General features: G+C 68.9%; 19 protein-coding genes and 2 pseudogenes. 11 read left to right on the top strand and 10 right to left on the bottom strand.

Going from position 1 to position 25,438, the window contains the following annotated elements:
• Window positions 1-94 precede the first annotated feature (94 nt).
• Genes BKE41_RS31315 through BKE41_RS25550 form a run of 3 tightly spaced genes read right to left on the bottom strand, consistent with a single transcriptional unit; the run spans window position 95 to window position 2,732 of the window.
• Complete coding sequence (locus BKE41_RS31315) at window positions 95-580, bottom strand: Mov34/MPN/PAD-1 family protein (protein ID WP_071000270.1); 486 nt, start codon at window positions 578-580, stop codon at window positions 95-97.
• Window positions 577-2,295, bottom strand: a complete 1,719-nt coding sequence (locus BKE41_RS25555) for a ThiF family adenylyltransferase (protein ID WP_159392778.1) — start codon at window positions 2,293-2,295, stop codon at window positions 577-579. The genes BKE41_RS31315 and BKE41_RS25555 overlap by 4 nt, the downstream gene beginning before the upstream one ends.
• Window positions 2,296-2,297: 2 nt before the next feature.
• The gene (locus tag BKE41_RS25550; RefSeq protein WP_127992122.1) at window positions 2,298-2,732 is read right to left on the bottom strand and encodes a hypothetical protein; all 435 of its coding nucleotides are present in this window, start codon (window positions 2,730-2,732) and stop codon (window positions 2,298-2,300) included.
• Window positions 2,733-2,824: 92 nt separating this feature from the next.
• On the opposite strand from BKE41_RS25550, the gene BKE41_RS25545 reads away from it, so the two are divergent.
• The gene (locus tag BKE41_RS25545; protein WP_071000268.1) at window positions 2,825-3,772 is read left to right on the top strand and encodes a WYL domain-containing protein; all 948 of its coding nucleotides are present in this window, start codon (window positions 2,825-2,827) and stop codon (window positions 3,770-3,772) included.
• Between the two features lie 197 nt (window positions 3,773-3,969).
• Window positions 3,970-4,203, top strand: a complete 234-nt coding sequence (locus BKE41_RS25540) for a hypothetical protein (protein WP_052516965.1) — start codon at window positions 3,970-3,972, stop codon at window positions 4,201-4,203.
• 135 nt (window positions 4,204-4,338) lie between these two features.
• Here BKE41_RS25540 and BKE41_RS32275 read toward each other — a convergent pair.
• Window positions 4,339-4,823: pseudogene (locus BKE41_RS32275) on the bottom strand (HAD-IC family P-type ATPase); the annotation flags it as partial.
• A gap of 668 nt (window positions 4,824-5,491) precedes the next feature.
• On the opposite strand from BKE41_RS32275, the gene BKE41_RS25530 reads away from it, so the two are divergent.
• A complete protein-coding gene (locus tag BKE41_RS25530) occupies window positions 5,492-8,074 on the top strand; it encodes a PAS domain S-box protein (RefSeq protein ID WP_052516963.1) in 2,583 nt (860 codons plus the stop codon).
• Window positions 8,071-8,454: a response regulator gene (locus BKE41_RS25525; protein ID WP_043074867.1), complete on the top strand. Its 384-nt coding sequence runs from the start codon at window positions 8,071-8,073 to the stop codon at window positions 8,452-8,454. Before BKE41_RS25530 ends, BKE41_RS25525 begins: the two co-directional genes overlap by 4 nt.
• Window positions 8,455-8,496: 42 nt before the next feature.
• Here BKE41_RS25525 and BKE41_RS25520 read toward each other — a convergent pair whose 3' ends face one another.
• Together BKE41_RS25520 and BKE41_RS25515 are read right to left on the bottom strand one after the other, a co-directional pair.
• Window positions 8,497-10,947: a PAS domain-containing protein gene (locus tag BKE41_RS25520; protein ID WP_043074866.1), complete on the bottom strand. Its 2,451-nt coding sequence runs from the start codon at window positions 10,945-10,947 to the stop codon at window positions 8,497-8,499.
• Window positions 10,948-11,667: 720 nt separating this feature from the next.
• Window positions 11,668-12,474 carry an SDR family oxidoreductase gene (locus BKE41_RS25515; protein WP_071000267.1) on the bottom strand — a complete coding sequence of 269 codons (807 nt, stop codon included), beginning with the start codon at window positions 12,472-12,474 and terminating at the stop codon, window positions 11,668-11,670.
• A 291-nt stretch (window positions 12,475-12,765) separates the two neighbouring features.
• Between BKE41_RS25515 and dps the strand changes: the two genes are divergently transcribed.
• The 6 genes and pseudogenes from dps to BKE41_RS25480 all read left to right on the top strand — a co-directional run.
• Window positions 12,766-13,302, top strand: a complete 537-nt coding sequence (gene dps, locus BKE41_RS25510; protein ID WP_043074865.1) for a DNA starvation/stationary phase protection protein Dps — start codon at window positions 12,766-12,768, stop codon at window positions 13,300-13,302.
• 594 nt (window positions 13,303-13,896) lie between these two features.
• The gene (locus tag BKE41_RS25500) at window positions 13,897-15,021 is read left to right on the top strand and encodes an ATP-binding protein (RefSeq protein ID WP_043074863.1); all 1,125 of its coding nucleotides are present in this window, start codon (window positions 13,897-13,899) and stop codon (window positions 15,019-15,021) included.
• The gene (locus BKE41_RS25495; RefSeq protein ID WP_043074862.1) at window positions 15,005-15,430 is read left to right on the top strand and encodes a response regulator; all 426 of its coding nucleotides are present in this window, start codon (window positions 15,005-15,007) and stop codon (window positions 15,428-15,430) included. The genes BKE41_RS25500 and BKE41_RS25495 overlap by 17 nt, the downstream gene beginning before the upstream one ends.
• Before the next feature lie 7 nt (window positions 15,431-15,437).
• The gene (locus BKE41_RS25490; RefSeq protein ID WP_071000266.1) at window positions 15,438-16,610 is read left to right on the top strand and encodes a hybrid sensor histidine kinase/response regulator; all 1,173 of its coding nucleotides are present in this window, start codon (window positions 15,438-15,440) and stop codon (window positions 16,608-16,610) included.
• Window positions 16,611-16,807: 197 nt separating this feature from the next.
• On the top strand, window positions 16,808-17,371 hold the full coding sequence (locus BKE41_RS31785; protein WP_071000265.1) for a Crp/Fnr family transcriptional regulator: 564 nt from the start codon (window positions 16,808-16,810) through the stop codon (window positions 17,369-17,371).
• An 89-nt stretch (window positions 17,372-17,460) separates the two neighbouring features.
• Window positions 17,461-18,184 (top strand): annotated as a pseudogene (locus BKE41_RS25480) (response regulator); the annotation flags it as partial.
• 39 nt (window positions 18,185-18,223) lie between these two features.
• Here BKE41_RS25480 and BKE41_RS25475 read toward each other — a convergent pair.
• From BKE41_RS25475 to BKE41_RS25465, 3 genes are all read right to left on the bottom strand, one after another.
• On the bottom strand, window positions 18,224-19,144 hold the full coding sequence (locus BKE41_RS25475) for a molybdopterin-binding protein (protein ID WP_043074860.1): 921 nt from the start codon (window positions 19,142-19,144) through the stop codon (window positions 18,224-18,226).
• Window positions 19,141-20,025, bottom strand: coding sequence for a cytochrome b/b6 domain-containing protein (locus BKE41_RS25470; RefSeq protein ID WP_236961835.1), 885 nt, complete (start codon window positions 20,023-20,025; stop codon window positions 19,141-19,143). Before BKE41_RS25470 ends, BKE41_RS25475 begins: the two co-directional genes overlap by 4 nt.
• Window positions 20,026-20,101: 76 nt before the next feature.
• The gene (locus tag BKE41_RS25465) at window positions 20,102-20,335 is read right to left on the bottom strand and encodes a hypothetical protein (RefSeq protein WP_043074859.1); all 234 of its coding nucleotides are present in this window, start codon (window positions 20,333-20,335) and stop codon (window positions 20,102-20,104) included.
• A 560-nt stretch (window positions 20,336-20,895) separates the two neighbouring features.
• Between BKE41_RS25465 and BKE41_RS25460 the strand changes: the two genes are divergently transcribed.
• Window positions 20,896-23,451 carry an ATP-binding protein gene (locus BKE41_RS25460; protein ID WP_071000264.1) on the top strand — a complete coding sequence of 852 codons (2,556 nt, stop codon included), beginning with the start codon at window positions 20,896-20,898 and terminating at the stop codon, window positions 23,449-23,451.
• Between the two features lie 289 nt (window positions 23,452-23,740).
• Here BKE41_RS25460 and BKE41_RS25455 read toward each other — a convergent pair whose 3' ends face one another.
• A complete protein-coding gene (locus tag BKE41_RS25455) occupies window positions 23,741-25,438 on the bottom strand; it encodes a GMC family oxidoreductase (RefSeq protein ID WP_071000263.1) in 1,698 nt (565 codons plus the stop codon).

Genomic DNA, 25,438 nt, shown 5'->3' with positions numbered 1-25,438 from the left:
GCGCGGCCGGCCGAAGATCCGGGCGGCCAAGGCGGACACGGCGTCCCTCACCGCGACCCCGGCCGGCGCGGAGGACCCGGATCGCCATGGCCCGCTACGGCGTCACCTCGTCGACGACCTCGACCCCGACGGGGGCGACGCCCCTTGGCCGCCGGGCGCCGGGTGCCAGCCTCCAGGCTCCGGCGCGCCAACCGTCCGCCCCGCGGAACAGGATCATCATGGCCGGGTCGGGACAACCCAAGGGGGTGAAGCCAGCCAGCTTCGCCAGGGTCGCGACGTCCAACCGGCTCAACGCGGCGTCCGTGGCGTCCGGATGGGAATGCCAGTCCGCCAGGAACGCCACGTCGCCGCCACGGTCCGCGAGATCGCGGATCCGGCGATTCTGCCAGTCGTGGTCGACTTCGAGCCAGGTCCGGGCCCGGCGCGCGCCGGGCCCGGACCCGATGACGTGGCGTACGAACCGGTCGCCGCGGCCGTCCCGCGATCCGAGCAGGATCCCGCCCTCCTCGTGCGGCAGGGCCGCGTCGGCCGCCGCGACGCAAAGTTCGAGAAGGCGTTGGGGGATGGCGAGACGGGTCAACCGCAGGCGCAGGCCGGATGGCGTTCGAATGGATCGAAGCGCCAGGCGGGCCTCCGGTCCTCGCCGACGAAGTTCAATGTCTCGACGAACGACGTCGCCGGCGCCGCGCGGAGGGTTCGGACCGCGACGCGCACCGCGTGCATCGACAGCTCGCCCAGGTCGTGCGAGGCTCCGGAGAAGGTCGCGTCGGCGCAACCGGGCAACCGAACCGCGTGCGCGTCCCCCCGCTCGCCGGACGGCCGCGCGATGGCGCCGGACCCGTATTGGTGGAGCAGGCAGTTCGGGCAGCCACCCCCGGGCGCGAAACATGCCACGACGCCGCCGGTGAACGCCGCCGTGCCGTAGGCGGAAATCAGCGGCGCACCCATGCTCCCGGCATGTCGGGCGAGGAGCCGCTCGACCTCGAACGAGGTGCTGCAGTCGACGACGAGATCGGCCTGGTTGAGGGCGGCGACGAACTCGCCCCCCTCCCCCTCGGCCGTCCGGAAGTCGAGGTTGCCGATCGGCATTCGGGCGACCGCCGTCCGCGTGGCCGCATGGTTGGCCGCGATGAAGTCGGCGAGGGCGTCGACCTTGAAGCGTCCCCATGCCGACTCGCCGAGCGGCCAGCGCACGGCATTGCCCGGCGTGACGATGTCCAAGTCGGCCATCGCGATCGAACGCGCCCCGTTGCGCGCTAGGTCGAGGGCGACCGGGGCGCCGACGGCGCCGAGGCCGACGATCGCGATCCGCTTCCCCGCGATGACGCCTGCGGACGGGGAGCGTGAGCGGCGGTCGTCCAACCCCGCCCGCAACGTCCGGGCCGTGCCGGAATGGATCTGGTCCGCGCGGCCGTGCTCGAACGCCCGCCGGCTGCCCGTGCGGACCAGGAGGATCCAGGACAGGCCGCGCTCGCCGTGCGTGATCTCGGTCCTGCACGCCACGGCCGCGATGCGGGCGCGCAGACTGTCGGCGAGCGGGATCAGCCCTGTCGTGCCGGTGCCGGGCGACACGGCGCCGAACACGCGTTCGTATTCGTCCGGCTGGGGTTCCTCGTCGAGCAGTCGCCACGGGACACGGATCGAACGCGCTGCGGAGAACTCCAGGGGAAGCGGACCGGCGTTCCGGGCGATCTCGCCGCCGCCGCCGTCCAGGACCCCTTCCACGAACGCTCGCAGCGCGGGGGGGCGGCCGGGCACCACCCCGACCCGCAAGGCCAACGTGCCGCAGGTATGGGTGCCCAATTCCCATCCCGACTCGATCACGAAGGCCGAGCCCGGCACGGCGAGCGCCGCCCACCAATCCTCCATGGGCTCGGCCACCGGCTCGCCGTCGGGGGTGCCGTCCAGGATCATCGGCAGCCGATCCTCGATGTAGGATGCGACCGACGTCTCCGGCTGCCAGGCATGCCGGTCGTGCGCCAGGAAACAGAGGTTGCCGTTCACCGGGTTGCAGTGGTTGCGCGGGCGATCCTCGACCCGCAGCATCCGGATCTCGGGTCGCGTCAGGGGAAAGCCGGGCGGGTAGATGATCGCCAGCGGAAGCGTGCGGCCCCGATGGTCCCACTCGTATCGGACGACCAGGAATCCGGGCGGCGCGGTCTCGCGGCCGGCGCCGGTCACGCGCCCCCGCTCGCGCAGCCGGGCGAGCTCCCAGGTGAAACGGTCCGGCCAGGCCGCCCCGCACGGCGTGTCGCCGCCGACGGGGCCGCCCGACCGGGCCATGGGAGCCGGCACGCTCATCCGACGCGACGCGGGGGGACCACCGGCGGGTTCCCGGGGCCGGGCGCGGGGGGAGCGGCCGGCGGCACGGGCTGACCGCCATGGGCGGGCGGGCAATCGCCGCCGTTCAGGGCATCGCGAATGTCGCGGTCGTCCTCGGCGATCCGCCGCTCGTCGGCGGCGATCGCCGCGTGCGCCTTCGTGGCGGCGTCCTCCTGGATGACGCGACGGCGCGCGAGCTCGGCCATCTCGGCGTCGATCCGCGCCGTCTCCGAACGGGCGTCCAACTCGATCGCGCGCTGCCGCTCGATGTCGGTCGCCGCCTCGACGATGTCCGCCGCATCGTGCTGGATCCGATCCTGCTTGTTTCCGTCCTGCATCGCCGCTCCTTTCGCCTCGCCGCCTGTGTCACCTATGTCCGGATGACGCCGCCTCGCGCCGGTCGCCGGCATCCTTCCGTCGGTCGCCGCGCGAGAATCGGCGACCCGTCTAGTCCATAGATGGGTATTGTTGCTATACCCGTCAAGTGAGCGGAGGGGTAGACATGGCCGAGCCGGAGCGGCGCGTCTGGGCGAGGAACGTCCGATACGAGTTCATGGAATGGAAGCTGTTCTGGGAAGGGCAGCTCAACCGCAGCGACCTGGAGGCGGCCTTCGACATCTCGACGCCGCAGGCCTCGGTCGACCTCAAGAATTACCGCGGCCTGGCGGAGGGCAACGTCGAGTACGACTCCACGGCGAAGTCGTTCGTGCCCGGCGCCGCGATCCGGCCCCGGTTCCTCGTGCCGTCGGCGGACAGGCTCCTGCTGCAGCTCCGGGCGCTGATGTCCGGGGCCCTCCCCCGGGACGTCGTGTGGTTCAAGACCTTGCCGGCGATCGACATGGCGCCGGACGTCGCGAGGCACGTGGATCCGGAGTGCCTCCGGCTGATCCTCGGCGCGATGCGGTCGCGCAGCGCCCTGCGGATCCGCTACCAGTCGCTGACGAACTCGCGTTGGCGGGTCATCGCGCCGCACGCGCTCGCCTTCGACGGTGCGCGGTGGCACGTGCGCGCCTGGGCTTGCGACCACAAGGATTTCCGGGACTTCGTCCTGAGCCGGATCGACGAGTTCGGGGGGGCGGAGGCCGCCAGCTACGAGCCCGCCGACGACGTCGAGTGGCACACGACGATCACCTTGAGGGTGCTGCCGCATCCCGGGCTGACGGACGACCAGCGCCGGGCGATCGAGCGCGACTACGGGATGGTCGACGGCGCCAGGGAGGTGGAGGTGCGTCTGTCGATGGCCTTCTACTTCATCAAGCGCCACAACCTGGACCTGATCGACCTGCCGCCGGAGCGGGTCCAGTTGCGCCTGGAAAACCTCGCCGAGGTCGGCCTGCGGGTCGCCGCGGCGAAGGAGGAGACCCGCAGGCGGGTCATCCCGTCCGGCGGCGGCGGTCCCGCAGACGGTTTGAGCCATGCCGCGGACCCGTGGGATTCAAGCCCGGCATGAACCTTCCGAATGCATCATGCACTGGGACGCGTCGATTCCGTGGATCCTGCCAACGCCCCCGGCCCCGGAATATGCTTTCGCGCGCAGAGTTCCGCGCCACTATGCCAAGAGTTTCCTCACGCAAGATTTTTGACTTCAAGCCCTTCCGAGGGTTCGTGATATCGAGCGGGGCGTAGGCTTCGGCTCGACAAAGCGCCATGGTGGCTCGCGCCCGGCTGATCTCGCTGGCGCTGCTGGCCTACTTGCTCACGCCTGTGGAAGGCGAGGCCGCCGGCCGCGCCGACGCGGCCTACGGCGGCTTCTGCATCGTTGCGGCCATCTTCCGGCTCCGCGTCTTCGAGGGCCATCGCCGAGACCGGTGTGACGTAACCCGCGGCTTGGTGTGCCTGCCCGGCGGTACCCTCAACCTGTTCGCTCCGCGCGGTTCGTAGGCCGCCGGGCTGCCGGCCCACAGCGCCGCGGCTGGCGCGACCATGGACAGTCCCCGCCGATGATGCCGGCGCCTGGTCAGCGAGGCGCCCTGGTCGCATGGGGGCCATGGATGGCAGCTCCGGGTGGGCCGCCGGTCAGATTCGTGCGCGCAGAAGCTGCAGAGCGTTGCCCGTCACCGGAACGGTCGCCCCGGTGTCGGCCAGGATCGCCGGCAACAGGCCGGTTATGCCGACGATGGTCGTCACCAGGAAAACCAGCTTCAGGCCGATGGCGATATCCGCCCGGATGTTGCCGAGCGTCTAACGGGCGAGCGCGACCATGCGGGCCACGTCCGCGGCCCGTCCGTGCAGGATCGCGGCATCGGTGGTCTCCTACGCGACGTCCGTGCCGCCACCCATGCGATCCCGACATCGGCGGCCGCCAGCGCCGGGGCGTCGTTGATGTCATCGCCGACCTTCGCCACGACGGCGCCCGCGCCCTGGAGCTCGCGCACGATGCGCAGCTCGTCCTCCGGCAGGAGCTCGGCCCGGGCCCCGATGCCGAGCGCGCTGGCGACGGCCTGGGCCGTGCGGGCATTATCGCCGGTCAGCATGATGGCGCCTGCGCACGCGGCCGCGACGCTGTCAGCTGCATCGACGGCATGAACCTGAAAGATGCTCTTGGCCAGATGGATGCCGACAGTGGTGATCTCCATGGGGATGGCTCCTGCACCTGCGTGGCTGCGGATTCGGTAGCAACCACATCTTGGCACCGACATGCCGTCAGTCGGAGCGGGAGCCATCCACTCCATCTGCTTCCGGGAGGCTGCCGGCTTCATCTGACTTCCGGCACTCGCCGCAAAGCCGAACGACAGGTTTCGCGCGCCCGGCGATCCGCTATGGCGTAGTCTCGCCAAAAGCCGTCGGTCTGCTTCGGAGAGGCCACGCCGGACAAGCGGACCAACCTCTATCGACCCAACACGGTGGTGCGGGTGTCCACCGGAGCATCCCAAAAGCAGCCATCCGCGGGCCACATGGCAACTCCGACGTGGATCAGAGAGCCATCGTAAAGCGCTGAACCGAACGCCGCAGTGACGTTGCGATGGCCCTTCGCTATCAGCGCGCTCAAAGGACGACATTATTCGCCGGGGGGCGGGCGTAGTTTTAAATGAACAACGATCTGCATGGCCTCTCGCGCGAGGAACTTGAGGCAGAGGTCCTGCGCCTTCGGGCGGAGCGAGGCGAGCGGACCGCTCACGGCGCAGAAGCGTTCAGCCGGCGTGACCACTCTCCTGTATCTGATGCCGACGTGCTGTTCTCCGCCGTCGACAAGACCGGCCTGCCGATGATCCTCACGGATCCCAACCAGGACGACGACCCCATCGTCTTCACCAACCGCGCCTTCCTCGACCTCACGGATTACGGGATCGACGAGGTCGTCGGTCGCAACTGCCGGTTCCTCCAGGGTCCGGCCACCGAGCCCAACCACGTCGACGAGATCCGCGCGGCGTTGCGCGACAACCGCGACCTCACCATCGAGATCACCAACCATCGCCGGGACGGCACGCCCTTCGTCAACGCCCTGTTCATCGGACCCGTCTTCGACGGCGAGGGCCGCCTGCGCTACCGCTTCGGCAGCCAGATCGACGTCACCGAGGCGCACCGCAACCGGCGCCGTCTCGCCGAGAGCGAGGCGCGCCAGCGCGCGATCTTCGACAGTGCGAGCGAGATGGCCATCGTCGTCACGGATGCCGCGGGCAAGGTGACCGACTGGAACGTCGGGGCGGAACGCATCCTGGGCTGGAATGCCGAAGAGATGCGCGGGCAGACCATCGAGCGGATCTTCACGCCCGAGGATAGGGCGACGGGTCGAGCCCGGGAAGAGATGGCTCTCGTCCTCGACGAGGGGCATGCCGAGGACATGCGCTGGCATCTGCGCAAGGACGGCGGCCGGTTCTACGCGGTCGGCGACATGACCTCGCTGCGGGGGCTCGACGGGACGCACCAGGGTTTCGTCAAGGCGTTCAGCGACCGCACGCAGGAGCGCAACGCCGCCACGAAGGAACAGGCCGACGCCGAGTTCATGCGCAGCGTCCTGGCGTCGTCCGCCGACTGCATCAAGGTGCTCGACCTCGACGGCGGCCTGACCTTCATGAGCGAGGGCGGCCGGAAGGTGATGGAGGTCAGCGACTTCAATCACATCAAGGGCTGCCCATGGCCGAGCTTCTGGCAGGGCCGGGGGAACGCCGATGCGCTCGCGGCGCTGGCAGCGGCCCGGGACGGGCGGATCGGTCACTTCCAGGGGCGCGCGGACACCTTCCTCGGTAACGCCAAGTGGTGGGACGTCCAGGTGACGCCGATCTTCGGCCCCGACGGGCGGCCGGAGCGGATCCTGTCCGTGTCGCGCGACATCACCGAGCGGCGGTCGTTCGAGGAGCGCCTCGCGACGAGCGAGGCCCATTGGCGCGGCCTGTTCGAGCGCCTGAGCGAAGGCTTCGTCGTCGGTGAGGTCGTGCGCGACACGACCGGGCGCATCACGGATTGGCGCTATGTCGACGTCAACTCCGCCTGGGGCCGTCTCGTCGGCATCGCCCCGGCCGACGTCGTCGGCCGCACGGTCCGCGAGGTGATCCCCGGCGTGGAGGACGCCTGGGTCGACGAGTTCGCCGACGTGGTCGAGACCGGGGAGCCCGTAACGTTCGTCCGGCAGGTCGGCACCCTGGCGCGGTGGTACGAGGGCCGGGCCTTCCCGCTCGGGAGCGGGCGCTTCGGCGTGATCTTCATGGAGGTGACGGAGCGAGTGCAGGCCGATGCCCGGCGCAGCGGCCTCCTGGAGTTCGGGGAGCGGCTGCGGAGCGCCATCGGCACCGACGCGATCGCGATGGCGGCCTCCGCCATCCTCGGGCGTGTGCTCGGAGTCGGTCGGGTGGGCTACGGCACCGTCGGCCCCGACGGCGAGGGCTTCGTGGTCGAGGAGGACTGGACCGCTCCCGACTTCCCGACGCTCGCCGGCCGCTACCGCATGGACGATTACGGCCTCTACGCCGAGGACCTCCGGCAGGGGCGGACGGTCGTCATCGGCGACGTGCGCGAGGACCCGCGAACCGCCGCTTCCGCCGCGACCTTGGAGGCGGTCTCCGCGCGAACGCTGGTCAACGTGCCCATCGTCGAGAAGGGCCGGACGGTGGCGGTGCTGTACGTGAACGACGACCGTCCGCGCTCCTGGGGGGAACCGGAGGTCGCGTTCATCCGCCAGATCGCAGAGCTGACCCGCCAGGCCGTCGAGCGGCGGCGCGCGGAAGAGCGGCAGGACCTGCTGAACCACGAACTCTCCCACCGCCTCAAGAACACGATGGCGATGGTCGTGAGCATCGCGCACCAGACGCTGCGCTCCGTGTCGGAGCGCGGACCGGTCGAGGCTTTCGAGAAGCGCATCCAGGCGCTGGCCTCGGCCCACGACCTGTTGCTGCGCAAGGACTGGACGGCCGCCGACCTGCGAAGCGTCTGCCGGGAGGTTCTGGGCACCGCGGCCGAGGCGCGCCGCTTCACGCTCGATGGCCCCGACGTGGCGCTCGGCCCCAGTGCCGCGCTGTCGGCGTCGCTGCTCCTCCATGAACTGGCGACCAACGCGGCCAAGTACGGCAGCTTGTCCGGCGAGGAGGGCGAGGTCAAGGTGCGGTGGTGGATCGACGGCGATGCGGGAGAGCCGGGGTTGGTGCTGCGGTGGCGCGAGCACGGCGGCCCTCCCGTGGTGGCCCCGACGCGGCGCGGCTTCGGATCGCGCCTGATCCGGACCGGCCTGGTGGGAACGGGCGAGGTCGACGTGACCTATCATACCGAGGGGCTCGTGGCGGCGATGCGTGCGCCGCTGGTCGAGGTGCAGCGTCTATGACAGCGAGACAGCCGGACGGAGCGAACCCGAAGCCGGTCGTGCTGGTGCTCCAGGACGAGCCGATCCTGGCGGGGATCATGAGGGACTTCGTCGAGGAGGCGGGATGCGAGGCCGTCGTTGTCCGCACCGCCGAGGCGGCGGTCCGCACCCTGGAGGGGCGGACGGACATCCGGGTCGTGTTCGCGGACCTCGACGTTCGCGGCTCGACCACGGGGCTGAAGCTGGTGGCGATGATCCGCGACCGGTGGCCGCCCATCGAGCTGGTCCTGACGGGCGCCCTGGCACCGGACCTCGACGCCATCCCGGCGCGGGGCGTGTTCTGCGACAAGCCCTTTCGGGAGAACAAGGTCATCTCCGCCATCCGTGGCTTCGCCGCCTGAGCGCGAAAGCTGCGCCCTCCCGGGGCGTCGCTTCACCCGGGCCTATCGCGGGCCGGTCTCCGACCGTCCCGGTACCGCCCGGAAGGCCTCGGCGACTTGCGCGGCCGAGTAGGGCTTGCGCACGAGGTCGAAGCCGTGCGTGCCCTCCCGGGCCATCACGTCGCTGTAGCCGGACGTGAGGATGATGGGCAGGTCCGGCAGCATCGCCCGGATGCGGTGGGCCATCGCGATGCCGCCCATCCCCGGCATCACCACGTCGGAGAACACCGCGTCGAACCGGTCCGGGTCGCGCTCGATCTCGGAGAGGGCCTCCTCGCCGTTCCTTGCCCAGACCGTGGAATGCCCGAGCTCCTCCAGGATCTGCGTGCAGGTCCGCCCGACATCGAGGTTGTCCTCGACGACGAGGATGCGCAGCGCCCGGCCATCGGACGCCGCCGTTTGCGTGTCCGGTGCCTCGGCGGCGGGGGCGTCGGCTTGGGGCAGGTACAGGGTGAAGGCCGTTTCGCGGCCAGGGACGCTGGCGACGTCGACGTCGCCGCCGGACTGCTTGGCGAAGCCGATGACCTGGCTGAGTCCGAGGCCGGTCCCCTTGCCGATGCCCTTGGTGGTGAAGAACGGCTCGAAGATGTGGGGGAGCGTCGCCGGGGGGATGCCCGTACCCTGGTCGATGACGGAGACCGCGACGAACGGCCCGCGCGTGCCGGCGTGCCCGCGGATCTCGGGCAGGCTCCGCCGGCATTCGAGCCGCAGCGTCAGCGTGCCCTCGCCGTCCATCGCGTCCCGGGCGTTGACCGCCATGTTAATCAGCGCCGTGTCGAACTGGGTCGGGTCGGCGAAGACGTGGCAGGTCGCCGTCGGGACCTCGACGACGACCCGGATGCGGGCCCCGGTGACCGATGACAGCATGTCGGCGGTCGAGGCGATGCGCGCGCCGACGTCGAACGTCTCGGGCATCAACGACTGACGGCGGGCGAAGGCGAGGAGCTGGCCCGTGAGCTTGGCGGCCCGGTCGACGGTGTCGGACACCGCGTCCATGTAGCGCCGCCGCCGCTCCTCCGGCAGGTCGGGCTTGCGCAGCAGGTCCATAGACGAGCGGATGATCGTCAGCAGGTTGTTGAAGTCGTGGGCGACGCCGCCGGTCAACTGCCCGACGGCCTCCATCTTCTGGGCTTGGCGCAGGGCTTCCTCTGCCTTGGCGAGCTGCTCCAGGTCGCGCAGCCGCTGGGTCACGTCGGTCGCGTACTGGAAGGCGCCGATGCGTCGGCCGTCCGCGTCGCGCAGCGGGGTGAAGGCGAGTTCGTAGTAGGGCCGCTTGCGGTCGGGGTCGCCGAACTCCTCGACCAGCGTGAAGGCATCGTCCGTCAGCGCCCGGGACCAGACGGCCCGCGCCTGGGCCTGCTGGTCGGGGGCGTGCGAGAGCAGGCCGATCAGGTCGTCGCCGACCTGGGGCCGGATGCCGTAGATGGCCTCGAACTCGTCGGCGTAGGCCCGGTTGAGGGCGAGCAGCCGGAACTCCGGGTCGAGGGCGCAGACGAGGGCGTCGGTGATCTCGAACACGTCCGCCCAGAGCTTGCGCTGGGCGAGCGCCTCCTCGATGCGACGCTCCAGGTGCGCGTTGAGCTCGCGCAGGTCGCGCTCGGCGAGCTTGCGGTCGTGGATGTCCTCGACGACGCCGTACCAGGAGACGATGGCACCGGTCCCGTCCCGGCGCGGCTGGGCGCGGGCGCGCATCCAGCGGTACTCGCCTGTCGAGCCCATGCGCAGGCGGTAATCGACGTCGACCGTGTCGCCCGAGGCGAGGCAGGCCGTGAAGACCGTGACCGTCGACGGGATGTCTTCGGGATGGACCGCCTTGATCCAGCCGGACCCGTAGGGCTCGCGCGGCCCCTGGCCGGTCAGGGTCAGCCACCGATTCGAGAACGAGGTGACGTTCCCTTCCGGGTCGCAGGTCCAGGGCACCTGCGGGTTCAGCTCGACCGTGTGCCGGTAGTGGTCCTCGCTCTCCCGGAGCGCCGCCTCGCCGACGACGCGGGCGGTCGTCTCCGCGGTGACGCAGAACAGGCCCGCGATCCGACCGTCCTCGTCGAAGGCGGGCGAGTAGGTGAAGGACCACCAACCCCGCTCCGGCCTGCCGTCGCGCGAGAGGTCGAGCGGCATGTCGGTGACGGTTGTGCCCTCGCCGGCCAGCGTCGTGGCGACGAGCGGGCCGATCTCGTCCCAGATGCTGGCCCAGACCTCCCGGAAAGGACGTCCCAGCGCCGTGTCCCCGCGGTAGCCAAGGATCGGCCGGTACGCGTCGTTGAAGAAGCACAGGAGATCGGGCCCCCAAGCGAGAAACATCGCCGTGGGGCACGCGAGCATCTGCGCCAGCGTGCCCTTGAGCGCCGGCGACCAGGTCCCGGGCAGTCCGAGCGAAGTGCTCGACCATTCGCGCTTACGGATCTCGGCGCCGGTGACACCGCCGGAGGGGAGGAACTGGAACGGGTCGATCACGCCGGGTCGGACCCCGCTATCGCGGCGCGGCGGGCATTCCGGCAAGGGCTCGTTCCTCGGCGGCGGAAGTCGCCGCCGGGAGCGGGCGAGCGGAAGATCGATAGGAGTGGCCACATGCGGCGGCTATCGCCCGTGATGGTGGGCCGGGCAATCGGACGGCCTGTCACGCCTTGCCACCAGCAGTTGGTGCAGGTTCGTCGCCTTCTTGACCCCTCCCGCCCTGGTTCGGATCGGGCGGAGGCAGGTGCGGCGGGGGCAACCGACCGGGGCTGGGAGGCGTCGGCAGGCCGATGTCCTCGGTCACCGGCGGGACTTCGCCGGATTCAATGTCGTTTCCCATCGCCTTGCCCTACGCTCGACAGCGAGGGACAACGCGGAAGTATCCGGAAGGTCGCTGGCCCAATCCTAAACCGAGAAGTCGAGACCGGAACGGCAAACGGCCAGACCGTTCGCACCGGAGAGGTCGTCCGTGCTGCCGCCGGCTGCACAACACCTCGCCGGTGCCGCAGCTTGCCTTCCATACGGACAAGGGCATGTGAAGCAGGTGCTTGCTCTGAGACCAGCCCCAGCCCACCGCACGACGCGTGGGACCTGACTCTACCAGCCGCTTCCCGTAGCCGGCCGCAGGATCGCCGAAAGGCAGTCCTAACCGGGCTGACGGCTCAGGTCGTCTCGGAGCTGCAGCGACTTCGTCCGGTACGAGACAGGCTTATCAGCGCCTCAAGCTCCCATGGTCATGACCGAGCCACCGTCGACCCGTAGGAACTCACCGGTGATGAAGCTGGCGTGTTCCGAACAGAGGAACGTGACTGCGGCGGCGACTTCCTCCGCGCGTCCGCGGCGCTTGGCGACGATGCCGGGGCGCTCCTCGTCCAGCGTCACCTGGACCGCCTCGTCGAAGGAGATGCCCTTCTCCCTCGCCTTCTTTTCCATCTGGGCGTCGGTCATCGGCGTGGCGATGAAGGCCGGCCCGACCGCGTTCACGAGTACGCCGTCAGGCCCGTAGGCCTTGGACAGTCCCTTAGCGAGGTTCAGGACGCCCGCTTTGGCCGCGGCATACGGCAGTTCCTCGACGTAGGGCTGCACGGCGTCCTCGGAGGAGAACAGCACGACCCGGCCCCAGCCGGCCTTGCGCATGTGTGGGATGAACGCCCTGGTCGCGCGCACTCCGGCCATGAGATCAGTTTGAATTGCCTCAAGCCAGTCGTCGTCGGTCAATTCGAGGAAGTCCCCCGACGCCCCGGTGATGCCTGCGGCGCAGACGAGGATGGTGGGCTTGTCGTCGAAGGCCATGTTGGCGAAGGCGGCGAGCACGTCGATCCCCTTGGCCGTGCTCAGGTCCGCCTCAACGGCGCGAACCTGGCCCAGCGCCGCCAGTTCGTTGGTCGTCGCCTGCAGCTCGGGACCTTCCTTGTCAGTCAGGACGACGTGGACGCCCTCGCGCAGAAGGTGTTCGGCGGTCGAGCGGCCCATGCCCGACTTGGCCCCCGTCACGACTGCGACCCGTCCGCTGATGCCGAGATCCATCTCTACGGTTCCGTTAATCCTTGGGAGGTCCACCCGGGGGCCCGGCAGGACCGGTAGTTGAGAAGTCCGCCTTTTGACGGGAGTTCCGTTCCCTTGATCCTCCCCGGGGGGAGCACAAGCTTGACGTTTGCGTGCGCCTGGACCGAACGACCACTTCAACTGGTGCAACGACCCCGCGTCGAACCGATGCACCCTGGACGATGCAGGCCTGCAAACCTGCAGGGCGGTGTCCGACTGGGGGAACCTCCTTTACGCTCCACTATTGCCGCCTCGACACAGTGGAGCACAGGCATGGCGACGAGCAGCACCCCGCGTACTCACCAGACCCGCAACAACACCAATTCCAACGCCAAAAGGGTTTCCATCGAGGCGCTGAACGCACGGCTGGCCGACGGCATCGACCTCGCCCTCGCGATCAAGCAGGCCCATTGGAACCTGAAGGGACCGCAGTTCATCGGCATCCACCTGATGCTGGACGGCTTCCGTGCCGAGATCAGCGACCTCAACGACAAGGTAGCGGAGCGGGCGGTTCAGCTCGGCGGTACGGCCCTGGGAACGGCGCAGGTCGTGGCGGGATCGACCAAGCTCCCCGCCTACCCGACCGGCATCTATGCCATCGCTGACCATATCGCCGCGCTGATAGACAGCTATGCCGTGTACGCCAACGCCGTGCGCGAGAACATCGACGAGACCGATGAGGCGGGAGACCCCGACACCGCCGACCTGTTCACGGAAGTGTCCCGCGCCGTCGACAAGCAACTGTGGTTCCTCGAAGCCCACGTCCAGGAGCCGACAGGCCAGATGCGGGACGGCGACGCCCGCAGCTGAGTTGTGTGCCGCCTCTCCGTGACCGACCGAACGGGGGGCGGCTACGGTGCTCATCGACGAGCGATGCGCTCGGCAGGTCGGTCATCCCCGACACCCAAGCCGCGACCTGCCGAGGCTGCGCGGGAGCTGACCCAGCGTTGCCTGCCCCGCGAGCGACGGGCGTCCCTCAGCCATGACCGGGATTCCGCCGACGCCTCGCGGTCGAAGCAGGGCGGCCGCATTACCGCGCAACTCCATGGCGCGGATGCGCTGGCTGCGAACCAGTACGCACAAGGTTGGAACGTGGATGTCCCCGGGCCTGCATACCGCCAGGTCCACCAGGGCTTCGGCATGAAACTCACGCCCGACTGCCTCGTCCAGCAAGCGGCGCATCGAACCGTATTCCCCGTCGTGCATCCCGATCCACGTCGCTTCGCGGTCCAAGTGAGCCGGGCCCGCTGCCGCGGAGATGTCGACGCGACCACGGCTAGTCAATTCAATCACGCTACGACAGGCCTTGCCGCCACCGCTTTGTCACGGCATGGGGCGTCACGCCTATACCGAAGTGGGCGGGCGTCATCTTCCCCGCCAATCTATCGACCAAGGAGAGCTTGCGTGGAGCGAGCCGCGAACCTGACTGCGGACGACTTCCGGGCGCTCGCCGACGCGCTGCCGCAGATGGCCTGGGTCGCCGAGCCGAACGGCGACATCATCTGGTACAATCGGCGCTGGTACGACTACACCGGCACCACCATCGAGCAGATGCGCGGCTGGGGCTGGCGCGACGTCCACCATCCCGACCATGTCGAGCGCGTCGTTGCGCTCATCAGCGAGGCGTTCCGCACCGGCGAGCCGTGGAAGGACACTTTCCCGCTGCGCGGCACCGACGGCGAGTACCGTTGGTTCCTGTCGCTGGCCGCACCCTACCGCGGTCCGGACGGCGCCATCCTGCGCTGGTTCGGCACCAACACCGACATCACCGAGCGCAAGGGCTTGGAGCGCCGCCTCGCCCGTCACGCCATCGACCTGCGCCGCTCGAACGAGGAACTGGAGCAGTTCGCCTACGTCGCCTCCCACGACCTGAAGGCGCCCCTGCGCGGCATCGAGAACCTTGTCGGGTGGATCGAGGAGGACCTGGAAGGCTCGCTGACCGGCGACGTCCAGACAAACATGGAGTTGCTGAAAAGCCGTGTGCGCCGGCTGGACAGCCTGCTTGACGACCTCCTGGCCTACTCACGGGCCGGGCGGGCTGATGCGACGATGGACACGGTGGACACGAAGTCCCTCGTCGATGAGCTCGCCGTGCTGGTAAGCCCTCCAGAAGGCTTCGCCATCACGGCAGATGCGTCCCTCCCGACGTTACAGGCGGCGCGTGCACCGCTGACCCAGGCCTTGCAGAACCTCATCGGCAACGCCATCAAGCACCACGACCGGCCGGCCGAGGGGCACATCCGGGTCGAGGCGAGGCCGGCAGGGGACGTGGTCGAGTTCGTCGTGACAGACGACGGCCCCGGCATTCCCGAACAGTTCCGCGAGCGCGTGTTCGGCATGTTCCAGACGCTCAAGCCCCGCGACGAGGTCGAGGGCAGCGGCATGGGGCTCGCCATCGTGCGCAAGCTGGTAGACCGTCAGGGCGGGAAGGTCTGGCTCGCCGACGGGCCGGACGGGCGCGGGCTGGCGGTGCATTTCACGTGGCCGCTCGACGGCCGGAAGGGACGGGCGGATGGGATCGACGGTTAACATCCTGCTGGTCGACGACGACGAGGTCGACGTGCAGGGGCTGAAGCGGGCGTTCAAAAAGAGCAAGATCGGCAACCCGATCACGGTCGCCCGCGACGGCATCGAGGCCCTGGAGATCCTGCGCGGCCAGAACGGGCGCGAGCGCCTGCCCAAGCCGCACCTGGTCCTGCTCGACCTGAACATGCCGCGCATGAACGGCATCGAGTTCCTGGAGGCGGTGCGCGCCGACGAGGACCTGCGCTCGGCGGTGGTGTTCATGATCACCACGTCGAAGGCCGACGAGGACCGGATGCGTGCCTACGGCCACAACGTCGCCGGCTACATCGTGAAGCGGGACCCGGCCAACACCTTCATGGAGGCGGTGGCGCTGCTGGAGCACTACTGGAAGGTCGTCGAGTTTCCTGCATAGTCGACCCGTGACGAATCCGACCCGCATCCTGCTGATCGACGACGATGCGGTCGACCGTGCGGCCGTGCGCCGGGCGCTGCGCAAGTCCGGGCTCAAGCATACGCTGACCGAGGCGTCGGGTGGCGAGGAAGGCCAGCGCCTCGCCGCCGAGATGGCCTTCGACTGCGTCCTGCTCGACTACCGCCTTCCGGGTATTGATACCTTCGCACTGCTCAAGACCCTGCTCGCGGCGGAAGGCGATGCGCGGGCGGTGCTGATGCTGACCGGCGAGGCCGACCCGGAGCTCGCGACACGGCTGATGCGGGCCGGCGCGCTGGATTACCTCGACAAGGCCGAGGTCACGCCGTCCGGCCTAGCCAGGGCTATCCGCTACGCCGAAGCGAGGCGGGCCTTTCAGGCGGAGCTTGCCGCCGCGCGGCGGGAGGCCGAGGCGAAATCCCTCGAACTCGACACGCTGAACCGGCAGAAGTCCCTCTTGTTCTCGATCATCGCCCACGACCTGCGCAACCCGTTCCAGGCCCTCCTCGGGCTGTCGGAGGTGCTGGGCAAGGCTGTCGCGGCCCGCGACCCCGCCTCCATCGAACGGCGAGCGAAGGGCATCCACGAGGCGGCGACGCAAGCCTACGCCCTGCTGGAAAGCCTGTTCTCCTGGGCGAGCCTGCAGATGGACACGATGGCGGTCACCCTGACCGACGTCGACCTCGACGCCGTGACCAGTGAGGTGGTGCGCGGCGCGGCGGAGGCCGCCTCGGACAAGGGTTTGAAGATCGAGGTTTCCTGTGGCGGGATCATCGTTCGCGCACAGCGGGACATGCTGACCACGGTGTTGCGCAATCTCGTCGGCAATGCCGTCAAGTTCACGCTGCCCGGCGGGACCATTTCCGTCACGGGCCGCCAGGATTGGGACGACGTCGAGATCTCCGTTACGGACACCGGGGTCGGCATGCCGCCAGGCAAGGTCGACGACCTGTTCCGGCTGGACAGGCGGACCACCACGAACGGCACGGCTGGCGAGCGGGGAAGCGGGCTCGGCCTGCTGCTGTGTCGGGACCTGGTCGAGCGACAGGGCGCCGTGCTGACCGTGACGAGCGCCGTCGACCGTGGCACGACCTTCCGGTTCCGTCTGCCTGCACCGCTCATGGCCAGACAGGTCCCCGCCTCCGCCGCATCGACTTCCTGAACTCCTCCAACGCCCCTGGCTTTTCGGAGGTGACGAAACGTCCGTCGCCCCGGGAAAAAGTCGCGCCTCCTTGGACGACTTTGGCTCCACTCGTCAGGTATCGGACTTCTTCGCGCCAGGAAATCCGCTAGTTCGCAACCCGACGACCAGCGCTGCGACCATCCCCCCGTGAACATCCGCCCTTCATCGACGGCAACTTGCTGCTCGAAGCCCTCGATGCCGACGACCGCAACCTGCCGGCTCTGCACGCCGAGCGGCGCGAGGTCGAACGGGGCGACGTCCTGTTCCGTGCCGGCGACGACGTCAGCCACGTCACCTTTCCGGCTCACGGCTGCGTCGTCATCCTGGTTGTGCCGCTCATGGACGGGAAGTCCGTCGAGACCGCCACGGTCGGTCGCGAAGGCGCCATGCGCGGCGTCGTCAGGCATGGATACCTGCCGGCGTTCGGGCAGGCGGTCCAGGTCGGCGGCCCGGTCGTCCGGATCGACGCCGCGCGCCTGTCCGAGGCCAAGCAGGCCTCGAAGGCCATCCGCGACCTGTTCGTGCGCTACGCCGACTGCCTGCTGGCGCAGGTGCTGCAGTCGGTCGCCTGCAACGCCGCCCATACCATCGAGCGACGCTGCCTGCGCTGGCTCCTGACCCGGCAGGACCGCCTCGGCACGCCCGACTTACCGGTGTCCCGTGAGATCCTAGCCGACATGCTCGGGTGCGCCGCGCCTACCTTACGGAAGTGCTCGGGCGCATACATCGGGAGGGTTTGATCGAGATCGGCCACCGGCGCCTGACGCTGCCGGACCGTGCACGCGCGGAAGCCGCGTCCTGCGAGTGCCATGCCGCCGTCCGACATCACCGCATCACCATCGAGACCGCCAACCGTTGGATCGACGAGGCCGGCGGCCGCCAGCACGACCTCGCGCCCGGCCAGTACCTGGGCGTCTGCGTGACCGACACCGGCACCGGCATGGCCCCGGACCTGATCGGCAAGGTGTTCGAGCCGTTCTTCACGACGAAGCCCACCGGCGAGGGCACGGGCCTCGGCCTGTCCATGGTCTACGGCTTCGCCAAGCAGTCCGGCGGGCAGGTGCGCATCTACTCCGAGGTCGGCGAGGGCTCGACCGTCTGCCTGTACCTGCCGCGGCACTACGGCGAGGCCGACGAGGACGAGGTCGTGCGCAGGCTCGCCGAGGTGGAACAGGCGGGCCAGGGCGAGACGGTGCTCATCGTCGACGACGAGCCCTCGGTGCGGATGCTGGTTACCGAGGTGCTGGAGGATCTCGGCTATACCGCCATCGAGGCGGCCGACAGCGTCGCCGGCCTCAAGGTGCTGCAGTCGGACGTGCGCATCGACCTGCTGGTCACCGACGTCGGTCTGCCAGGGGGTATGAACGGGCGCCAGATGGCCGATGCCGGCTGCGAGCGTCGCCCAGATCTCAAGGTGCTGTTCATCACCGGCTACGCAAAAAAATGCCATGCTCGGGAACGGTTACCTGCGCCCCGGTATGCAGGTCCTGACCAAGCCGTCCGTGCTGGAAACCCTTGCCACCCGCATCAAGGATCTCATCGCCGAGAGTTAGTCTCCCGCGCATGCGCCGACCCCTGATCGCCGCAGCGGGTCAGATTCCCGCGTACCAAGCGTAGCCCTGGTCTTCCCAGTATCCGCCCTTGCCCTCGCCGATGTCGGCGAAGCTCTCCACCACCTCGATGCGCATCACGTACTTGGCTTGCTTGTAGCCGAGGTTGCGTTCGAGGCGCAGCCGCAGGGGAGCGCCGTTCGCCACGGGCAGGGTCTTCCCGTTCAGCTCGTAGGCGAGGATGGTCTGGGGATGGAAGGCGTCCACGAGGTCGATGCTCTCGTAGTAGCGAATGGGCGCGTCGTTGCCAGTGGAGCTTCCCTCGGCGGCCTGCTGGCCTCCGGAATCCCGCTTGTCCTCACCCCCGCCCGATTGCTTCGTCATCGCGGGGTTGGCGTTGCCGCCGGACGAGGCGTCCTCCGTCCCGTCACCCTCGGCGCCATCGTCCTCGCCCTGGTCCATCGTGTCGGCGCAACGGAACACGACGTAGCGCGCCTGCGGTTTCAGCCGTGCCCGGTCCAGGATCTCGGACAGTGGCACGCCGGTCCACTTGCCGATGCAGCTCCATCCCTCAACGCAGTCATGCCGGGTGATCTGCGTCCGGGAAGGGAGCTTGCGCAACTCGGCCAGGGAAAGCTTCAGCGGGGTCTCGACGAGGCCGCACACCTCCAGCCGGTAGTCCGCGAACTTGCGCCGCTCCAGCGCCTTGTAGGCCCGGTCCGGCGGATCCTCGGTGCCGTTCGGCTTGAACCACGGCGAGATGTCGGCCTCGGCGTACTCGGGCGCGAGCGTTCGCTCCGTGAGGAGCAGCCGCTGCACGAACAGGTTCGCGTCCTCGCCGGCCTTGAGCGTGCGCCGGAACCAGTCGGCCTCGCCGAGGCGGTCGCAGCCTCCGAGCATCGCTGCTCCGGCCGCGGCGGTGGCGCCGAGCAGGAGGGAGCGTCGGCTGGGCTTCCGGGTCATGCCCGGTCTCCCGCGCGGTCCGCCGATGCGGGCTCGACCTTGCGCTCAATCACGAACCAGCCGGTGAGCATGCCGCGCATGTTGTTCCAGAACCCCGAGAGCACGACCAAGGCAACGTGGACGACCACGAACAGAACCAGCAGGGCCGCCACGACGAAATGGACCGTGCGGGCCGACTGCCGCCCGTCGAACAGGGTCAGGAGGAACGGGAACGCCGCGTCCATGGCTGGAGACATCGCCAGCCCGGCCAGAACCTGCATCGGCAAGAGCACGAACAGCACGATGGCGTAGGTTAGCTTCTGGATGACGTTGTAGCGCTTGGCCTCGTCGCCTTGCGGGAAACGCAGGGTCACGTGCTCCCACACCGAGGCGGCGAAATGCCGGACCTGGTCGCGCTGCGGGACGACGCGAAAGCGAAGCTGGCCGCTCAGCAGCCCGTACAGGAGGTACAGGGCGCCGTTCAGGACGAAGGCCCAGGCGAAGAAGAGGTGCCAGGAGCGCCCTCCCGTGAGGTCCTGATCGCTGGGAAGCGTCAGCCAGGAGGGGAAGCCGCGGTCGGCCGGCTCGCCGTCAGCGCCGGGCGAGGAGCCTAGCCAGCCGGTGGTGTCGAGGCTGTGGCCTAGCAAGGTCGTGACGCCCTTGGGCGGGTCGTCGTCAGTCGAGGTCATCGACAGCAGCGGGTGATCGAAGGTCGAGACCTTGCCCCAGTACAGGGCCGGGTGGGCGTTGAAGATCTGCAGGCCGCTCATCAGCAAGACGAGCAGGCACAGGGCGTTGACCCAGTGGGTGATCCGGATGACGGCGGGGTGCCTGAACATCCAGCGCCGATGCTCGACCTCTCCGGTGTCGGGGGCGGAGCGCGTCAGGTAGGTGCGGGGCACAAGGGCGGCTCGTCCTGAGGACCGAGGGGCGCGGCGACCGGACCGAGGGTCGGGCCGCCGCGTTCGGGATGGCCGCTTACATGCGGTTCATCATCATCTTCCGCTTCATCATCCGGCGCTTCATCATCTTCTTATGCATCATGCGCTTCTTCATCATCATGCGCTCGCTGTGCGTCATGCGGACCTGCGTGATGCCTGCCGGGCCGGCCTGAAGGCCGTTCGGGCCCATCGGGGCGGCCGAGGCGGCGCCAGTTCCAAGCGCGAGGCTTCCGAGGACCGAGGCGGTGAGCGCGAGGGTGGTGATCTTCATTCGGTATCTCCTTTACAGGGTAGAATTTCCCTTTCGCACAGTGGAGCAAGAAGGGAAATACGTCACAAGTTCCTGATTTATCGAATTAATTTCTTTGATTAGTGGCCTATGGGCGCAACTCTCCGGGCGCCGGGGCGAGGCGCCGCGCCACGCCCCAACCGGGCGTACCCCGACCTGTACGGAGGCTCGCCGCGGAAGGTTTCAGGGGGCGGGAATAATCTGGTCCCGGGCATGAATGGGGTTGTTGGCATTTTACACCCTATTGGCATCACGGACGGGAGCGGACCGGAAGCCGAGCAGCTTGACCTGCGCTGGCCTGTTACTGAATGGAGCGGACTAACCTTCCTTCTGTTGCCTCGCCACCGACAAGGGGACGGCTTCCTCCCCGGCCGGATCTGGGGGATTCGGGCAACCGCGGCACCAAGAAGGCGCGACCGCGAACGTCGCGTGGGCCGGTGCGTTCTCCCAAGGCCAGGCTGCGGACGGGAATAGAGTTGGCACAGGTTCCTCGACGAGCGGACAACACGGCTGCGGCGGGTCCCGCGGCAAGGGCAAGGGCCATGTCCCGGGCGCTCGCCTACTTTGGCATCGCGGTCTCGATCACTGTCGCCTCGGGCTGGGCGTTCCGATTGCCTCTCCTGACGACGATCCTACCGGGCGAGGCGCCGATGGTGGCGCTGACCGCCCTCGCGGTGCTGATCCTGTCGGTCTCGTTGCTGCTCTCGGCCCAGCCCGAGGGGCGAGAGGTCGACAGGTCTGTGGGCCGCTGGCTCGCCGTCGTCGCCGTCGCGGTGGCCGCCGGCGGAGGCATCCAGTACGCCAGTCCGCACGGTTTCCGGCTCGACGACTGGCTGCAGCGGCTCGTGTCAGGCCCGCTCGGGCCGGACAACGGGATGTCGCTCGCGACCGTGGCCTGCGTCCTGGGGGCCGCGGCCGGTATCATCCTCGGCGACGCGCGAGGCCGGACATTCACCCGCCTCGGCGTGGCGACGGCTGCCTTCGCCTTCGTCGCCGCCGCCGTCGGCGGCCTGGGCTACGTCTACGGGGTCGGCGCCCTCCATCAGGGCGGCCCGTTCTCGCGCATGTCGCTGCTCAGCGCCCTGGCCCTGGGCCTGCTGTCGGCCGGGGTGTTGCTCTCCAGGCCGCACGGGCCGTGGGTCGCGACCGTACTCCGCGGCGGCGAGGTCGCGCGTGTCCTCCTGCCGGCCGTCGTGGTCGCACCGCTGCTGCTCGGGGCGCTGGAGATCTACGCCGTCCGTTCGAACCTGCTGGAGCCCGAGACCGGGACCGCTCTCCTCGTCACGGTGCTCGCGATCTGCCTCGCCGCGCTCGCCCTCCGCCTCGCGCGTGACGTCGAGCGGCGCATCGTCGGAGAGAGACGGCTCAGGGATGCTCTCCAGGCCATGAACGAGGCGCTTGAACGGCGGGTGGAGGAGCGGACCCGCGACCTCGCCCAGGCGCAGGACGCCCTGATCCAGGCCCAGAAGATGGAGGCCATCGGGCAGCTTACCGGCGGCGTGGCCCACGACTTCAACAACCTCCTGACCATCATCCGGTCGTCGGTCGAGTTCCTCCGCCGGCCGAACCTGCCGGAGGAACGGCGTGTTCGGTACATGGACGCCGTGTCCGACACCGTGGACCGGGCGGCGAAGCTCACCGGGCAGCTCCTCGCCTTCGCCCGGCGGCAGCCGCTGAGGCCCGAGACCTTCGACGTCGGCTCCCGCCTCGTCGGTCTGGCCACGATGCTGGACACCCTGACGGGGGCCCGCATCCGCGTCGTGACGACCAAGCCCGAGTGCCCCTGCTTCGTGCACGCCGACGCCAGCCAGTTCGACACCGCCATCGTCAACCTCGCAGTGAACGCCCGCGACGCGATGGACGGCGAGGGCACGCTGACCCTCACCCTGTCCTGCGGCAGGGAGAAGCCGGCGATCCGCGGCCACGCTGGCCTGTCGACGCCGTTCGTAACGCTCGGCGTCGGCGATACCGGCGCGGGAATCGCGGCGGAGAACGTGGCCCGCATCTTCGAGCCGTTCTTCACCACCAAGGAGGTCGGCAAGGGCACGGGCCTCGGCCTCTCCCAGGTCATCGGCTTCGCGAAGCAGTCCGGCGGCGACGTCGACGTCGCGAGCGTCGTCGGTCATGGGACCACGTTCACGCTGTACCTGCCGCAGGGCCAAGAGGCGGTCATGGACGTCGTCGAGGACGCCGTCCATGACGACGCACAGGCCGACGACGAGGCCCGGTGTATCCTGGTGGTCGAGGACAACGTGGAGATCGGGCGCTTCTGCACGCAGATCCTGCACGACCTGGGTTACGGCGCGATCCTGACGGAGACCGCGGAGGCGGCGCTCGCGGAGATCGAGGCGGTGCCGTCCCGCTACGACGCGGTGTTCTCGGACGTCGTCATGCCGGGAATGGGCGGCTTCGAGCTGGCGAAGCGGCTGCGGGAGACTCACCCCGGCCTGCCGGTGGTCCTGACGTCCGGCTACAGCCACGTGCTGGCGCAGGACGACGCCCACGGCTTCGACTTGGTGCGGAAGCCCTATTCCGCCGCCCAGGTCGACGGTGCCCTACGTTCGGCGACGCGCCGTCGACGACGCGCGCGCGCACTCGGCATCCATGCGGGAGATGAGCTCATGACCACCTCGAAGCCTCGCCTCGTCGGGCTGAACCACGTCGCGCTTGAGGTCGGAGATATCGGGGAGTCACTCGGGTTCTACCGGGCCGTGTTCTCGTTCGAGCTCCGGGGCACCCATGAGGATGAGGCAGGCCGCACGGTCATGGCCTTCCTCGACATGGGCGACCAGTTCCTCGTCCTGTCGGCCGGGCGGGAACAGCCGGCCGACACGGAGCGGCATTTCGGACTCGTCGTCGATGATCGGACCGGCGTCATGGAACTCGCCGAGAAAGCGGGTGCGAAGGTCCTGGACCGCCCATTCAACTTCCTCGACCCCTGGGGCAACCGCCTGGAGATCGTCGCCTACCCGGATGTCCAGTTTACGAAGGCGGGCGAGATTCTCGGAGGCATGGGCCTGAATCTCGGGAAAGGCGATGAGGCGTTGGGGGAGTTGCGGCGCAAGCTGTCTTCGCCTCCGGCACGCGCCGAAGATTGAAGGCGTGTTTTTCGGGAAAGGCGGGCATCGGATCACCCGCATAAGCGATGGACGGTCGCAGGTCTCCTGGCGCGAACTACAAGAACGATGGCCCCATCCACATACGGAAAATGGCGACCGAGGGGCTGTCAGTCGCCCCTTTCGTTTCCATCCTGACGATTTGGCCTCGAACCTCCGATGACTCCGCAATGCCTCAGTAACCGTAGCCGTAGGCCCGGCAACCGTACCTATAGTTCGGCGCGTAGCCATCACCGGCGTATGAATTTGCGTCATCGACACGCGAAGCCGGTCACCGCCTCCTCGCGAGTATCCGGTCCGCCGTACGCAACGCGACCGCTTGGATCGTGAGCGAGGGATTGACCCCCCCAACCGTCGGGAAGACCGAACCGTCGCAGACGTACAGGTTCGGGATGTCCCAGGACCGGCAATCGGCATCGACCACGGAGGTCCGCGGGCCGGACCCCATCCGGGCGGTGCCGTTCAGGTGGCAGGTGTCATCACCCTGGTCCCAGACCTCGCGCCCGCCCGCGGCCGATAGGGCCTCGCGCATGAACTTGAGCGCGTGCCGGTTCAACGCCTTGTCGTTGTCGCACCAGGAGTAGGTGATGCGCGCCACCGGCAGCCCGTACTGATCCTTCACGTCCGCGAGGGTCACCCGGTTGCGCTCCTGCGGCATGTACTCGGAGACGACCTTGAGCCCGGCGACGTGGTTGTAGCGCTGCATCTCCGAGACGAGCGCCTCCCCCCACAGGCCGTGCGCCGAGGCCTGTGTGTTTGCCCAGAGCTGCGGCAGCGGCCCCTGGCTCATGTAGGAATAGCCACCGAAGAAGTCCTTTACGAAGGGGCCGTGACCCTTGTCGTCGTAGTTCCAGTGCTCGCTGATCGCCAGAGATGGCGGGCCCTTGTAGCTACGGATCTCCTCGTCGAAGACGCCCCAGACCGCTTGGTTGCCCTGGACCATCAGGTTCTTGCCGACGAGGCCCGAGGAGTTGGCGAGGCCGTCCGGGAACTCCTGGTTCGCCGAGTTCAAGAGGAGCCGCGGCGTCTCGATGGCGTAGCCCGCCACCACGACGTTCTTCGCGCGTTGAAACCGCCACTTCCCCTCGCGGAAGTAGTGGACGCCGGTGGCGCGCCCATTCCTCGTCTCGATCCGCCCGACCATGGCGAGGTCGCGGATCTCGGCGCCCGCCTTCAGGGCGCGCGGCAGGTAGCTCACGAGCACGCTCTGCTTGGCGTTGGTCGAGCAGCCCAGCGTGCAGAAACCCCGGTAGACGCAAGGCGGTGCGTCGCCGTGCGGCGCCGAGACCGTAGCGAGCGGCGTCGGCGTCCAGTTGATGCCCATCGCCTCCGCGCCCCGGGCCAGCACCTTGGCGGCGGCGTTGATCTCGTGCGCACGGCGGTGATAGCGGCGACGGTGCGGTCCCCATGGGTAGGAGACCGGGCCGGAGATCTTCAGGTCGTCCTCGACCTGATCGTAGTAGCGCCACATCTCCCGCCAATCGAGCGGCCAGTCGGCGCCGTAGCCCATCAGGGTGCGGGTCTTGAACCATTCCGGTCGGAAACGCAGGGCGACCATGGCGTAGTGTACGGTCGAGCCACCCACCGCCTTGCCGGAATTGTTCGAGCCCATCTGCAGCGGGTTCTCGCCGTCGACGATGCGCTCGTCCGTCCAGTAGAGCTTGGACTGATGGCTCTCGTCCGAGGCGAAATCCTCCAGCGGCCGGAAATACGGTCCGGCGTCGAAGGCCACCACCGACACGCCACCCTCCGCGAGCCGGCAGGCCAGGGTGCCGCCGCCCGCGCCGGTGCCGACGATGGCGAAGTCGACCTCCTCCTCGTCCCGGTGCTGGCGCATCGGCACCCATTCGCCGATCCGCATGACGTTGGGCGCGCGGCCGTCGCGGGCGCGGGGATGGTGCTCCGGGTCGTCGCCGGGCGTGGCGTGCTTGGGGTTGTCGGCGGCGTTGCCGAGGCCGGGGATGCGCAT

This window comes from Methylobacterium sp. C1 (assembly GCF_001854385.1).
Taxonomy (GTDB): Bacteria; Pseudomonadota; Alphaproteobacteria; order Rhizobiales; family Beijerinckiaceae; genus Methylobacterium; species Methylobacterium radiotolerans.
The sequence above is the reverse complement of the archived record's forward strand: the minus strand, read 5'-3'. Positions and strand labels throughout refer to the sequence as shown.

Coding starts and splice junctions, on each gene's coding strand:
- BKE41_RS25550 (WP_127992122.1), bottom strand. CDS start 2,732: ATGCCGGCGACCGGCGCGAGGCGGCGTCATCCGGACATAGGTGACACA.
- BKE41_RS25545 (WP_071000268.1), top strand. CDS start 2,825: ATGGCCGAGCCGGAGCGGCGCGTCTGGGCGAGGAACGTCCGATACGAG.
- BKE41_RS25540 (WP_052516965.1), top strand. CDS start 3,970: ATGGTGGCTCGCGCCCGGCTGATCTCGCTGGCGCTGCTGGCCTACTTG.
- BKE41_RS25525 (WP_043074867.1), top strand. CDS start 8,071: ATGACAGCGAGACAGCCGGACGGAGCGAACCCGAAGCCGGTCGTGCTG.
- BKE41_RS25515 (WP_071000267.1), bottom strand. CDS start 12,474: ATGGATCTCGGCATCAGCGGACGGGTCGCAGTCGTGACGGGGGCCAAG.
- dps (WP_043074865.1), top strand. CDS start 12,766: ATGGCGACGAGCAGCACCCCGCGTACTCACCAGACCCGCAACAACACC.
- BKE41_RS25495 (WP_043074862.1), top strand. CDS start 15,005: ATGGGATCGACGGTTAACATCCTGCTGGTCGACGACGACGAGGTCGAC.
- BKE41_RS25475 (WP_043074860.1), bottom strand. CDS start 19,144: ATGACCCGGAAGCCCAGCCGACGCTCCCTCCTGCTCGGCGCCACCGCC.
- BKE41_RS25465 (WP_043074859.1), bottom strand. CDS start 20,335: ATGAAGATCACCACCCTCGCGCTCACCGCCTCGGTCCTCGGAAGCCTC.
- BKE41_RS25460 (WP_071000264.1), top strand. CDS start 20,896: ATGTCCCGGGCGCTCGCCTACTTTGGCATCGCGGTCTCGATCACTGTC.
- BKE41_RS25455 (WP_071000263.1), bottom strand. CDS start 25,438: ATGCGCATCCCCGGCCTCGGCAACGCCGCCGACAACCCCAAGCACGCC.